The 13,549-nt window shown below is 50.2% G+C and carries 13 protein-coding genes; 10 read left to right on the forward strand and 3 right to left on the reverse strand.

Features of this window, described 5'->3' with window-relative positions; translation table 11 throughout:
• Window positions 1–50 precede the first annotated feature (50 nt).
• Window positions 51–2,129, reverse strand: a complete 2,079-nt coding sequence (gene rpsA / locus HZ996_11185) for a 30S ribosomal protein S1 (GenBank protein QTN39678.1) — start codon at window positions 2,127–2,129, stop codon at window positions 51–53.
• A 369-nt stretch (window positions 2,130–2,498) separates the two neighbouring features.
• Here rpsA and HZ996_11190 point away from each other — a divergent pair, with 369 nt between their 5' ends.
• Genes HZ996_11190 through HZ996_11225 form a run of 8 tightly spaced genes read left to right on the forward strand, consistent with a single transcriptional unit; the run spans window position 2,499 to window position 9,564 of the window.
• Entirely contained in the window at window positions 2,499–2,867 is a 369-nt protein-coding gene (locus HZ996_11190) for a hypothetical protein (GenBank protein QTN39679.1), read from the forward strand.
• A 9-nt stretch (window positions 2,868–2,876) separates the two neighbouring features.
• Window positions 2,877–3,926 (forward strand): histidine kinase, encoded by a 1,050-nt coding sequence (locus HZ996_11195; GenBank protein ID QTN39680.1) that lies wholly within the window; start codon window positions 2,877–2,879, stop codon window positions 3,924–3,926.
• The gene (locus HZ996_11200; GenBank protein ID QTN39681.1) at window positions 3,902–4,675 is read left to right on the forward strand and encodes a response regulator transcription factor; all 774 of its coding nucleotides are present in this window, start codon (window positions 3,902–3,904) and stop codon (window positions 4,673–4,675) included. The genes HZ996_11195 and HZ996_11200 overlap by 25 nt, the downstream gene beginning before the upstream one ends.
• Entirely contained in the window at window positions 4,672–5,664 is a 993-nt protein-coding gene (locus tag HZ996_11205) for a hypothetical protein (GenBank protein QTN39682.1), read from the forward strand. The genes HZ996_11200 and HZ996_11205 overlap by 4 nt, the downstream gene beginning before the upstream one ends.
• Before the next feature lie 30 nt (window positions 5,665–5,694).
• Complete coding sequence (locus HZ996_11210; GenBank protein QTN39683.1) at window positions 5,695–6,621, forward strand: alpha/beta hydrolase; 927 nt, start codon at window positions 5,695–5,697, stop codon at window positions 6,619–6,621.
• Window positions 6,618–8,051 carry a T9SS type A sorting domain-containing protein gene (locus HZ996_11215; GenBank protein ID QTN39684.1) on the forward strand — a complete coding sequence of 478 codons (1,434 nt, stop codon included), beginning with the start codon at window positions 6,618–6,620 and terminating at the stop codon, window positions 8,049–8,051. Before HZ996_11210 ends, HZ996_11215 begins: the two co-directional genes overlap by 4 nt.
• On the forward strand, window positions 8,048–8,836 hold the full coding sequence (locus tag HZ996_11220; protein ID QTN39685.1) for an aldo/keto reductase: 789 nt from the start codon (window positions 8,048–8,050) through the stop codon (window positions 8,834–8,836). The genes HZ996_11215 and HZ996_11220 overlap by 4 nt, the downstream gene beginning before the upstream one ends.
• Entirely contained in the window at window positions 8,836–9,564 is a 729-nt protein-coding gene (locus HZ996_11225) for an acyl-ACP thioesterase (protein ID QTN39686.1), read from the forward strand. Before HZ996_11220 ends, HZ996_11225 begins: the two co-directional genes overlap by 1 nt.
• Here HZ996_11225 and HZ996_11230 read toward each other — a convergent pair.
• Window positions 9,557–10,318 carry a menaquinone biosynthesis protein gene (locus tag HZ996_11230; protein QTN39687.1) on the reverse strand — a complete coding sequence of 254 codons (762 nt, stop codon included), beginning with the start codon at window positions 10,316–10,318 and terminating at the stop codon, window positions 9,557–9,559. The two genes, HZ996_11225 and HZ996_11230, sit on opposite strands and share 8 nt — an antisense overlap.
• Before the next feature lie 72 nt (window positions 10,319–10,390).
• On the opposite strand from HZ996_11230, the gene purB reads away from it, so the two are divergent.
• Together purB and HZ996_11240 are read left to right on the forward strand one after the other, a co-directional pair.
• Complete coding sequence (gene purB / locus HZ996_11235; protein ID QTN39688.1) at window positions 10,391–11,734, forward strand: adenylosuccinate lyase; 1,344 nt, start codon at window positions 10,391–10,393, stop codon at window positions 11,732–11,734.
• Window positions 11,735–11,761: 27 nt separating this feature from the next.
• Entirely contained in the window at window positions 11,762–12,643 is an 882-nt protein-coding gene (locus HZ996_11240) for a cupin-like domain-containing protein (protein ID QTN39689.1), read from the forward strand.
• An 8-nt stretch (window positions 12,644–12,651) separates the two neighbouring features.
• Here HZ996_11240 and HZ996_11245 read toward each other — a convergent pair whose 3' ends face one another.
• Window positions 12,652–13,530, reverse strand: coding sequence for a hypothetical protein (locus HZ996_11245; GenBank protein ID QTN39690.1), 879 nt, complete (start codon window positions 13,528–13,530; stop codon window positions 12,652–12,654).
• Between the last annotated feature and the right edge of the window lie 19 nt (window positions 13,531–13,549).

The raw sequence follows: 13,549 nt of genomic DNA on the forward strand, positions 1-13,549 counted from the left end.
CCCCGGTTGCTCGGAGCGGCTTTTACTTGAAATATGGTGTTGGGGAAGAATTACTTCTTCTCTCCTTTTTCCATTTCTTCCTTCAACTTGCTGAGGACATCCAAGTCACCCAAAGTAGACTTCTCTACTTTCGACTGGATTTTCTTCACGTTGCGTGTAGCTTCTTCCGCTTCCGCTTTACGTGCAGCTGAACGCTGTTTCTTATCCTCATCTGCCATGTCGCGGTGGATCTGCGTGTGCGATACCACGATGCGGCGAGAATCTTTGTTGAATTCGATCACTTTGAACTTCGCTTCGTCTCCTTTCACCAAGTTTCCACCTTCTTCTTTGGCAGTGTGGCGTGTTGGAGCAAAGGCTTCCAATCCTTCTGTTTCAAACAGAACTTGAGCTCCTTTGTCTACGATGTCCGTGACTTTACCTACGTGGATAGAACCTTCAAAGAAGATGCCTTCGTAAGTATCCCATGGATTGTCTTCAACTTGCTTGTGACCCAAGCTCAAACGGCGGTTCTCTACGTCGAGATCGAGAACAACTACTTCGAGGTCTGCTCCAATCTTGGTGAAGTCCGCTGGGTGCTTCACTTTCTTGGTCCAGCTCAAGTCGCTGATGTGGATCAATCCGTCGATTCCTTCTTCCAACTCTACGAATACGCCGAAGTTGGTGAAGTTGCGAACCAAACCTGTGTGCTTAGATCCGAGTGGGTATTTGCTGGTGATATCCGTCCATGGATCTGGCGTCAATTGCTTGATACCCAAGCTCATTTTGCGCTCGTCGCGATCCAAGGTCAAGACAATCGCCTCTACCTCATCTCCAACTTTCATGAAGTCTTGAGCACTGCGCAAGTGTGTTGACCAGCTCATTTCACTTACGTGAATAAGACCTTCAACACCTGGCTGGATTTCAACAAAGGCACCGTAATCAGCAAGTACAACGACTTTACCTTTCACTTTATCACCTTCTTTGATCTCCTGGCTCAAGCTATCCCATGGATGCTCGTTAAGCTGCTTGAGACCCAACTGGATACGTGTCTTGTCTTCGTCGAAGTCCAAGATAACCACGTTGATCTTCTCGTCGAGCTCTACCACCTCGCTTGGGTGGTTGATGCGGCTCCAAGACAAATCCGTGATGTGTACCAATCCGTCTACACCTCCCAAGTCTACGAATACTCCGTAGCTGGTGATGTTCTTCACAGTACCTTCCAATACTTGTCCTTTCTCGAGCTTTCCGATGATCTCTTTCTTCTGAGCTTCGATGTCGGCCTCGATCAATGCTTTGTGTGAAACAACAACATTCTTGAATTCGTGGTTGATCTTGACCACTTTGAATTCCATGTTCTTCTCCACATACTGATCGTAGTCGCGAATTGGCTTCACATCGATTTGAGATCCTGGCAAGAAGGCCTCGATTCCGAATACATCGACAATCATACCTCCTTTGGTACGACACTTCACGAAACCAGTAATGACTTCTTCGTTGTCGTGAGCGGCGTTCACGCGGTCCCAAGCTTTGATGCTACGTGCCATGCGGTGAGACAACACCAACTGACCGTTTTTATCTTCTTGCTTGTCCACGAGTACCTCAACGGTATCGCCCTCTTTCAATTCTGGGTTATAACGAAACTCGTTCAAAGAGATAACTCCTTCCGACTTCGCACCGATGTCGATGATCACTTCGCGATCCGTCATCGTCACAACCTCACCGTCTACCACTTCGTTTTCGATAACGCTGCTCAGCGTACCGAGGTACATGGTTTCCATTTGGTCGTGCTCCTCAGTCGTGTAGGAGATTCCGCTGTCGTCTAAGTTGTCCCAATCGACAGGCTCTTCAGCAACCGGCTCTTCAGCTGGAGCTTCAACGTGAGCAACCTCAGCAGCTTCTTCCGCAGCTGGCTCCTCAACAGCCTCCTCAACAGCTGGTTCCTCAGCAGCTTCTTCTGCAGCAGGTGCTTCTTCAGCAACAGGCTCTTCAGCAGCAGCTTCCTCAGCGGCAGGCTCTTCGACTTGTTCTTCTGTAGTTTCTGGAGTCTCGGAAGTGGCTTCTTCCGCAGTAGTTTCTGCCTCAGCGGCAGCGTTTTCAGTAGCGTCGGCTTTCACCTCTTCTACTTCTTTGTTTTTGTTTTCCTCTGACATATTCAGGGTCCACTTTGTATCTATACATGTGGGGTGATCTAGCGCGCACGTACAGAGACGTTTAACTTCATTGAATTCCCTTTCGATTCACCCATGCGCTCAAAAGGGCTGCAAAGGTAGGGATTCCTTTTTAATGTATTGATATACAAGGATGAGTATTTGGCCCTACGGGCCGATGCGCGGATCTACCGCACAAATCTACACCATTCTGGAGGCTTCAACATCGTGCCGTAGGCACTTTGAACCACTCACCGGCGAAAGCTTACCACTCACCGGACTCTATCATAATGGAGTACCGGGGGTGCTGCACCTTTGAAGCGTACAATGACAGAAACACTTAACACATCACACACTAATTCTTTGTCACACATGAAAACAGTCCTCCTTACCATCGCACTCGGCCTCGCCACACTTGGCGCTAACGCTCAGGCCGCACCAGCTCCACCGGCTTCACTGCTTCAAGTTGCTGTTGAAACACAAGACGAAGTCGTTGACGTCCAATTCAACAACCCTTTAGAACAAGACCTCTATATGGTCCTGCTCGGACAAGACGGCCACGTGGTCTTCCGCAAGAAGTGGAAGAAGACGGACCAGTACCACGGGCAGTTCTTGCTGGCCGATTTCCCAGAAGGGCAGTACACCTTGGAAATGCGCCAAGCGGACACTACGCTGACGCGCGACCTGGTACAGATCGGAAGCACCGCACAGCCTGAGGCAACTTTAGCGAATAAGCCTTAATTTCCCGCTGTGCTGACACGACTCGTAATCTTCTTTCGATGGATCGGATTTGCCGCGCTCATCGCGGTCACCTTCCGGTTCATCGTTTTTTTGGTGAAGCTGGTGTACAATCCGTACACCGTAGAGCTGCGTGAAGATCACTTCTTCATCGACGCCCTTTGCGCCTTGGCGATCATGGGCATCGACTACCTCTACCGCGAGCGCTTCCGCCAGGCCAATCCAAACATCAGCTTAGGTTCACGCTTTTTCCGCCATTTCGCGGTCTTGGCCTTTTGGGTAGGTGGATTCATCGTCTTAGCAAGCTATGCCCAGCTTTGGGAAACCGAAGGAGCCTATTACCTCAGCCTTCACTACCTCCAAATCGAAGTCGTTACGGGTTGGTTGCTTTCCAGCCTATACGTAGCCGGGGTAACCGGAGCATTTATCCTTGATCGCTGGCGTTCTTCCCTTGCTGAAGTGGAGCGCTACAAGAAGGAAAACCTCCAGGTTCGATTGGAAACCTTGCGCGCCCAAATCAACCCCCATTTCTTGTTCAATTCCCTCAACACCTTGAGCTCCCTGATTCACGAGGACCAGGAGCGGGCGACCACGTTTTTGCGTCGCATCTCTCAAGTATATCGGCACGTGTTGGAGATTCGCGATCGGGAAACCGTGCAATTGAGGGAAGAGTGGCAACTCATGGAGGCCTATAGAGACCTCATAGAGACGCGATTTGAAGACCGCGTGAAGTTCACTACCGAGGTTCCAGACATAGCCTTGGACATGCAGCTCCCACCTCTTTGTTTGCAGCTCCTCATCGAGAATGCGCTCAAGCACAACGAGGTTTCCCTAAAGCGTCCCCTACATATTGAATTGCGCTACAATGAAATGCGACGAAGCCTTGAAGTCCGAAACAATTTTCAGCCCAAGCAAACGCTCGAAGAATCGACCCGTGTCGGTCTCAAGAACATCAAGAGTCGGTATGCCGCCCTCACTACTCGTGAAGTTTTGATTGTACAGAACACTGAATTCTTTTCCGTTGAACTCCCTTTATTATGGCCCAAGAAGAACAATTCTTAATCATTGAAGACGAGCCTCACGCGCAACGCGAACTCATGCGCCTCATAGGTGACCTTGAGTCCAATGTGAGCATGACGGCCGGTTTGGAATCTGTAGAAGACGCTGTGGAGTATTTACAAAACAACCCAGCTCCAGACCTTATCTTCATGGACATTCAACTGTCCGACGGTCTGAGTTTTGAAATCTTTGACCAAGTGGAGGTCAAGTCACCGGTCATTTTCACCACGGCCTACGACCAGTTCGCCCTTCAGGCTTTCGGGGTGTACAGCGTGGACTATTTGCTGAAGCCCGTGGAAAAGGACAAGTTGGCGCACGCCATTGAGAAGTACCGCATGTACTTTGAGGCTCCTGCCCACTCTACTCCAATGTACAAGGAGCTGGTTCATGCCTTGCGTCATAAAGAAGTGCCCTACAAGAAGAGAATGGTAGGCAAAGTGGGGCAACGCCTACGGCACTATAAGGTCGAGGATATCGCCTATTTCTATGCAGAGGACGACACTGTCTTTCTTCGAGATTACGAAGGGCGAAACAGTATTGTGGAATACAATCTGGAAAAGCTCACCGAAATTCTAGATCCCGAGCTCTTCTTCCGAATCAGTAGAAAGATTATTGTCTCCATGACTGCAATGGAAAAAATTGAACGCTACGGAGCAGGACAATATATGCTGGAGTTAAATCCAGCTTTTGACGAACGTGTTTTGGTGAGTCGGAGCCGAACGAAAGAGTTTTTGCAATGGATGGATCAATGAAAAAGTTCGGCCTACTCTTCGCAGGTTTCCTCTTCCTGGTCGGCTGCAACAACGCCGAAATTGAGCTGGTGGATGTTCCAGAGAATACTCCGCCTCAAGCCGACATCTATATTTCAGGGAATTTCAATCAGTGGAATCCTGGAGATGAACGCTACCGGATGACCTATCGGCCCGAAACCAAGAGCTACTTCGTTCAACTGGGACCGGGTGTCGGAGACATCGAATACAAGTTCACCCGTGGAGACTGGACTTCCGTTGAAGCCGACAGTTGCGGATATGAAATTGAAAACCGAACACTCTCCGTTCGCGAAGATGCCTTTGCCCGGGTACGCATTGAAAACTGGTCAGACCTCAACCCGAACTTTTGCAATTTCGTGACCCTTCGGGTCGATGACATTCCATCCTCAACCGAGGATTCCATCTACATCGTCGGTGATTTCAACGACTGGAACCTAGAAGATTCGCAATTCGGCTTCTTGCCTGCCGGCCCAGGACCCTGGCACATTGTCGTACCCAAAACACAGTTTGGAACGCACTACAAATTTCACAGAGGTTCGTGGAAGAGCGGAGAAATTGACGCAGAAGGCTACCCCCGAATCAACAGGTACATCGATCCGGAGGATCACGACACCATTCCCGTGCGCATTGAAGGATGGTGGGACCAATTAGCGGAAGAGCATAATTCGCTGACCTTCGTCGTCACAGATGTCCCCATGAGTACTCCGGATCAAGAGGACCTATACCTCGCCAGTAGTCAGTTCAATTGGGAAGTCAATAAAGAAGAGTTGCGCTTCGATCGAACGGAGATTGGCTATGTGTTGACCATCCCTCGTGTCAACTATCGATTTAGCTACAAAATCAACAGAGGCAGTTGGGCAACGGTCGAAACCAAGGGAAATGGAGAGGACATTCCCAACAGAAGTTACCTGCAGGGATCTCAGGACACCGTCTTTTTGAAAATCCGGGGCTGGCACGACAAGGATCGATGATTTCTCGGCCGAAGGCCGTAACTTTTCCCCATGAACAGAAAGATCGTCGTGCGCTCCGCAATCGGGGCCATTATCCTCTATTTTATTCTCTTTTCGGCCATCGGCTATTACTTCTCTGAAGTCGCTTTGCGTCCGGACAATTGGCGAGGAACAAGTCAATATCAACGCATTGTTGATTTGGGCTGGTTGGACACCACTGCCTATCGCGCAATGTCAGTGAATTCGGACACCTTCCGACTTCAAGGCGCTTTTGACTATGAACTCGAAGGCACGTGGATCCCCGTGGATTCGGCTATTGGGTCTGTGGTCCTCTGCCACGGCTATCGCATGGACCGCTGGTCCATGGTGAAATACGCCGTTATTTGGCATGACTTAGGATTCAACGTACTTATCTATGACCACCGATTCCACGGAATGAGCGGAGGACCCTTCTTGAGCTACGGCCTGCTGGAGCGCGAAGACTTAGACCACATGGTGGCCGAGGTCCGCGAACGAGCACCTGGTTTGCCTGTAGGAGTCCACGGAGAATCCATGGGCGCTGGAACCGTGATGATGTACACCGGATGGTCGAAGCGTCAACAGCCCATCAATTTTGCGGTTGAAGACTGTGGCTATTCCAGCACACGTGATGTACTGTCCTACAAGCTGACCGACGACTACGGGTTACCGGACTGGGGCATTACCCGCTGGGCCAATCGAGTCAGTGGCTGGCGCTTTGGATTCGACTTCAACGATGTGGTCCCGCGGGCGGAAATCGCCGATGGAGAGGTGCCCATGCTGTTCATCCACGGAGACAGCGACACCTTTGTACCCACCTACATGATTCACGAGAACTTCGAAGCTTACCCTGGCCCTAAGCAACAATGGCTGGCACCGGGGTCTGAGCACGCCAAGTCCGTATTGGATCACCCCGAAGAATACCGAGATGTTCTCGTACAATTCCTTTCAACGCTATGAAACGACTGCTGATCGCCCTTGCACTGATTCCTCTTTTGAGCTCAGGACAGAATGATTTTCAAACCCTGTACTACGCCTTGTTAGCGAATCAGGGAAACTCGACGGTCCAAGAAGCCCTTATAGACAGCTTCTTCCTAGTACACCCCGAAACCCCCTACGTCAGCGGTGATTCAGCGGTCTTCTTACATCGAGGAAGTGCCACCTCCGTACAAGTCGCGGGTGATTTCAACAGCTGGAACCCCAGTGGAAACGACCTCTTTCCCATTGGAGGTTCAACCTTAAAGTATCGAAGTCTGAGTTTTGAGCCTACGGCTCGATTAGACTACAAACTCATTGTCAGCGGCAATTGGGTTTTGGATCCCTTAAACCCACATACAGCTCCCGGAGGCTTTGGCGCCAACAGTGAGCTGGCCATGCCTCAATACGTTCAGCCCTGGGAGATTGTCGTCGACCCTTCCGTCCCATCCGGAACGATCATTACCCACAGCATCAACAGCACCAATACCAATAAAACCTACCCTGTTCACGTCTATTTACCACCGAACTACGACAGTACGCAGAACTATCCGACGGTGTATTTTCAAGACGGTACGGAATACCGACTTCTCGGAAGTTCGACCACCGTTCTGGACAACCTCATTGCCGCAGACTCCATTCAGCCCGTTATCGGCGTCTTTGTAACGCCCACTAATCGCAACGACGAATACGCCTTTGCTCTCCGCGATGCCTACACCGCATTCTTTGCGCAAGAATTGGTGCCCTACATTGACGGCATGTACTCCACAATTAATGGACCGTGGGGCCGCATGGTGCTCGGGGATTCCTTTGGTGGGAATATCTCTGCGCTGATTGCCTTTCAGCACGAAGAAGTCTTCGGAAATGTCGGGTTTCACAGTGGCGCTTTTTGGCCCGATGATTTCCACACACTCGATGTCATTGCCCAGAGTGATGCTGACAATATCCGGGTCGCCATGGTTTGGGGAACCTATGAGTCGGTTAAATACTACAACCGCACCTTGAGAGACTCGCTCATTCAAGAGGGATTCCCGGTGCATTGGGGAGAATATTATGAAGGGCATAGTTGGGGGCTATGGCGTGCCACTTTGGACGAGCTCATCGACTTCGCTTTCCCTCTCGATGAGTTGTCCACACCAGAAGAGGTTTTAGTACCAGAGGTCACCACTTTTCCAAATCCTTTTGCCGATAGTGTTCGTTTCCGAGTAGAACACGCTTCTGATCGGCCTACATCCATCAGGCTTTACTCGACCAAAGGCAAACTGGCCATGATGGTTAATCTATCGCGATCAGCTTGGTCCCTCGGGGAATACGAACTATCCACGGGCGCGCTTCCGGCGGGAATGTACTTCGCCGAGTTCACATGGCCGAATGGAGAAAAACGAACCGTGCGAATCTTAAAGCAAGCTTTATGAGTGAACCAAGACTCATTTTAGGGACCATGCGCTGGGGCGCTTGGGGTGCGGGCTGGTCTCCACAAGAACAGGGTGATCGGATTGCGGAAGCCGTAGAGATGGGCATTGATCATTTCGATCTGGCCGATATCTACGGTGAAGGAAAAGGAGAAGCTGAATTCGGCACTGCCCTTCAAGACAGTGGCGCGGATCGTTCAAGGCTTACGCTCATCACCAAGTGCGGGATCGTTCGAGGAGAAGTCAAGCACTACAATACGACCTTCGAGTACATCCGTACTGCGGCGCAACGCAGTTTGGAGCACCTTCAAACCGACTATCTGGACATGCTCCTCATCCATCGGCCCGATCCCCTCATGGTCTACGAAGAAATCGCCCATGCCTTTCAAAGTCTTCAAGAGGAAGGGCTGCTCGAGGCAGCGGGCACATCGAACTTCCTACCCCACCAATGGGATTTGTTGAATAAGCACATAGCGCTGGAGACGAACCAGATCGAATGGAGTTTAACGCATCTCGATCCCATTTGGAATGGACAACTCGACCAATTGGCTCACCGAAAGAAACGACCACAGATTTGGGGACCTCTGGGTGGTGGAAAACTCACGGACATTGCCGAACCCGGTGAAGTTTTACAGTGGATGCGTCGACACCCTTCCAATCCCCTTCCGATTGTTGGCTCCACCAAGCCAGAGCGCTGGAAGGCCTTCATGACCGAGCACTCGGAAGAAATGAGCCGAGAGCGCTGGTTCGAAATCCTTGAAAAGGCCCGGGGTCACCGCATCGAGTAATGAAGAGCACAAGAGAATCCACCTTTGTCGTCCGCCCCTCGGAAAGCGATATCCATCAAAAAATGACTCCCGCGGGAGTCATGGAACGCATGGAAGAGATTGCGTGGTTCCATGCTGAAGAACTGGGTTATGGAGTACAAGCTTTGAGGGAGCAGGGAGTTTTCTGGGTGGTTACCCGCATGCAAGTGGAATTTGATCGCCTTCCTCGTTCCGGAGAAGAAGTGCGCTTGCAAACCTGGCCAAAAGGAAAGGATGGTTTCTTTGCCCGGCGGGATTGGCTGTGGAAAGATTCAGAGGGACAAACCTTTGGACGGGCTACGTCTAGCTACGTGCTGCTGGACGCATCGACCCGTAGGGTCAGTCCTCTGGAGAATTTAGCACCTATTCTCACGGAACGCGCGCATATTCATGCCATTGAGGAGATGCCACTCAAAGTGGAACCCGTAGAGAGGGCAGATCGAGAGCGTTCTTTTATCGTGCCCTTCAGCGACATTGACTTGAATCGACACGTGAACAACACCAAGTACCTCCGTTGGCTATTGGACACCTTCGAAAGTGCTGAATGGGAACGTCCCTGGAATAGAATAGTCACGAATTACCTCGCGGAAACGACGGAAGGGGAAGAAATTTTATCCAAGCGTTCGGTCGAGGGTACCGATCACACCATGGAGGCCTATAGTACCCCGAGAGACAAAGCCGTATTCCGGGCGATGATCAGTTTTACTTAGGCAGTGGCGGCAAGCCGTCCAACTTGGTCAAAAAGAGTTGGAGTGCTTGAGCTTCTTTGGTCCCCCATTCGTATTTAATCGAATCCGTAAGGTAGCCCCGTAGGTCGCCGGGGTCATCATTTTCCCGAAGGTATTGATCAATCGCCTCTTGCCGATGCTCCATGCCAAAGCGCAAAAGGTCGTTGAAGGCCCGAGTAAATTCGGGAGTAACCACGGCGTGCGCTACCCAAGCGGCAAAGACAAAGGGCAAGCCGGTCATATTCTTCCAAACCTCACTCAAATCATAGGTGTAGGCGTACTCTTTTTCCATCCGAAAGGTGCGGTCGCCAATGACCACAGCGGCTTCTCGATCACCAAAGCCCTGCTCAAAACCAGGAGTCGTGGCCTTGAATTCCGGATTGACCTTCCAGAATTCAGCGCAGAGGATGCGGCAGAGGTTCACACTGGTTCTGCTTTGATAATCGAGCCAAATGGTCTCCACTTGGTGAATGGGTACATCGCTGTACAAGAGGACGGTTCGTACGGGACCATCGGCAGCAATGCAGTAGTCCGTGATGATGCTGAATTCAGGCAACTCAGGGAGTGTCGCCACTGGAATGAGCCCAACCTCTGCCTGTCCATCGATGAGCTTTTGAGCGCATTCTGAAGGAATATCCAAACTCAGGTCCATAGCGATCTTGGGGCCGTGGACAAAGCCGTATTGAAAAGGCAGGGTGTTGAGGTATGAAACTGCGCTGACGCGAACCAAATCCATAGGACTGAACTAGGCTGCAATGATACCATTTTCTGTGCCTTTTTACTACCTTTGCCGCCTAATAAGAGACCCATGAAGCTCAACGCTTTAACCGCCATTTCTCCCGTCGACGGTCGCTACCGAAGCAAAGTGGAAGAACTGGCGCCTTTCTTTTCCGAATTTGGCCTGATTCAATACCGCGTTCGTGTTGAAATTGAATACTTCATTGCCTTGTGTGGTTCTGGAGTTCCAGAATTGGCTGATGTACCGAGTTCAACCTTTGACGATTTGCGTGCACTTTACACGGAGTTTTCTGAGGAAGACGCTCAAGAAATCAAGGAAACGGAAAAGACGACAAATCACGACGTTAAGGCGGTAGAGTACTTCATCAAGAAGCGTTTCCCAGCTCTGGGCTTGGAATCGTACGTTGAGTTTGTGCACTTCGGTCTGACTTCTCAAGACGTCAACAATACAGCCATTCCGCTCAGCCTCAAAGAAGGTTACCGACGAGCCTATTTGCCAGCACTTGAGGAATTAATTGAGCGCTTGAATGAGCTGAGCCAAGAATGGGCTCATATTCCCATGTTAGCGCGCACCCATGGCCAACCAGCCTCCCCTACCCGTTTGGGAAAAGAAATTGCGGTCTTCGTTGAACGCCTGAAGCTTCAGATGGCCGAGATTGAGCGCATCCCATTCGCCGCGAAGTTTGGTGGAGCAACCGGGAATTTCAACGCCCATCAGGTAACCTACCCAAATCAGGATTGGAAGTCCTTTGGAACTCAATTTGTGGAGGAAGTACTCGGTTTAAAGCACAGTTGGCCCACCACACAAATTGAGCACTACGACTACTTTGCCGCATTCTGCGATGGGATGAAGCGCGTCCACAACATCATCATGGATCTGGACCGAGACATTTGGACCTACATCTCCATGGACTACTTCAAACAGAAGATTAAGGCCGGGGAAGTAGGTAGTTCCGCCATGCCCCATAAGGTGAATCCCATCGACTTTGAGAATTCAGAAGGAAACTTGGGAATTGCAAACGCCCTTTTGGAGCACTTGGCAGCGAAGCTCCCGATTTCGCGCCTACAGCGCGATTTGACGGACTCCACTGTACTGAGAAATGCCGGGATGCCATTGGCACACGGAATACTCGCCATTAAAAGCACGTTAAAAGGATTGGGTAAATTACTGCTCAACGAAGAACGAATTGCCTCTGAATTGGAAGCGAATTGGGCCGTTGTGGCTGAGGCCATTCAAAACATTCTTCGACGTGAGGGCTACCCCAAACCCTACGAAGCCCTAAAAGCACTAACCCGGACCAACGAGCACATCACTCAGGAATCTCTGGCAGTCTTCATCGGCCAGTTGGAGGTCCGCGAAGAAGTTAAACAGGAGATGATAAAAATCACTCCACACAATTATACGGGCATCTAATTTTGCCCAGGAGAAGGAGACAGACCTATGCCGATTGATTTTAGTGCACCCATAGACCGTTACGAAGTTGGAGAGATCACTGCCGAGCAGTTCCGCAAAAAATACGTCCTCCCAAATAAACCCGTGGTCATTCGAGGCTTGTTGAAGGATGAGCCAGCGTATACGAAGTGGACCATGGATTTCTTTCGGGAAAACCTAGGGGACCTTGAAGTGGGAATTTTTGATGAAATCCCCGAAAAGGTAGACCGCTCCTTTAAGGCTCCTGATGAATACATGCGTTTTGGAGATTACTTAGATCTCATCGAACGCGAGCCGACCAACAAACGAATTTTTCTCTTCAACATCTTCAAGCACATGCCGGAGTTGAAGAATGACTTTAAGTTTCCAGACATCAATTCGGGTTGGGTTAAACAACTTCCATTTACCTTCTTTGGAGGAGCCAATAGTATTGTTCGCATTCATCAGGATATGGATATGTCCAATGTCTTTTTAACCCAATTCCACGGAAGAAAGCGCGTAGTCTTGTTCCCTCCTGATCAGAGCGAATTACTCTACCGTTTTCCTTTTGGCGTCCACAGCCAAGTTGACGTGGACCATCCGGATTACGAGAAATTCCCAGCTCTAGAACACGTGCGCGGGGTAAGCACAATTATGGAGATGGGTGATACGCTCTTTATTCCCAGTGCTTGGTGGCACCACATTGAGTATCTGGAGGGTGGATTTGCCATGAGCTTGCGTTCATTGAGCCCTCGTTGGAGCACACGCTTTTTAGGACTTTGGAAAGTAGGTATCGCTACGCACGTTGACGATTTGCTGCGCAAAACGATAGGTAATAGCTGGTTCAAGTGGAAGAATAAGACCGCTTTTGCACGTGCAGACAAAGCAGTATCCGAGATCAAGCAACACTGAACTAGGTCCTAGTCATTAAAGCTGTACTGCAGCCCAACCTCGGCCGTGAAGCCCGGGTACGTCACCCCCATATCGAAGTCAAAAGAGGTGTAGAACTCAAATTGATTGATGGCGGCATATCCCACCTGCAAAATGAGCCAGTTCTGACCATCTAATTCTGCGGCTCTCCAATGAGCCCCTATGAGCATCGCATCCCGAATCCAGAGATGGGCTCCAAAATCATTCGCATTGCTTTGTTCGTTGAGTCGAAAGGTCACTACCGGCTCCAGGTCTAAGTCCTCCTGCAGCTCAAATCGATAAGAAACATAGACTCGGCTCACGTCGTATTCCGTAAAGTCCTTCTCCGTATGTACCGCATTGAAAAAGGACACACCAGCATGCAAACCCCTATACTCCATGGCGGCTCCAAAGTGGGCTCCGAAATTCCAGATCCACTCGTTTTCAGCCGGAAATCCCCCCGGAGTATCGATGGGTGGACCGCCTGGATCAGTTCCGTAGTAGCTTAAATGCGCATAAGGAGTAGCTCCTACGGACCAATGAAATTCATCCCCGAAATCAATAGCTAGAGGAACGCCAAACTGGAATCTATTCAAGGCTAGGCCATCTAAATCGTAATAGAAAGAAATTCCGGTATTGAACCACTCATTGATTCGATTTTCATTGGTCACCCAGTAGCTTTGATAGGGTACTCCCGGCACACCGGAGAAACGCTGAAGTCGAGTGTTTAATCTCAACCCTCCGATGGTCTGAAACCCTGTTTCCGCAGGGTTTGACCAAACCCGGTTCAGAGACTCTTGACTGGAATACAGAGCTTGACCCTCAGCAGAATGAACTCCGAAAGCCAGTAACAGTGCGCATAGTGCACCCGAAAGTCGTGCGTTTTTCATGATTGGAAGGTAGTAAAAC

This window comes from Cryomorphaceae bacterium, assembly GCA_017798125.1.
GTDB lineage: Bacteria > Bacteroidota > Bacteroidia > Flavobacteriales > ECT2AJA-044 > ECT2AJA-044.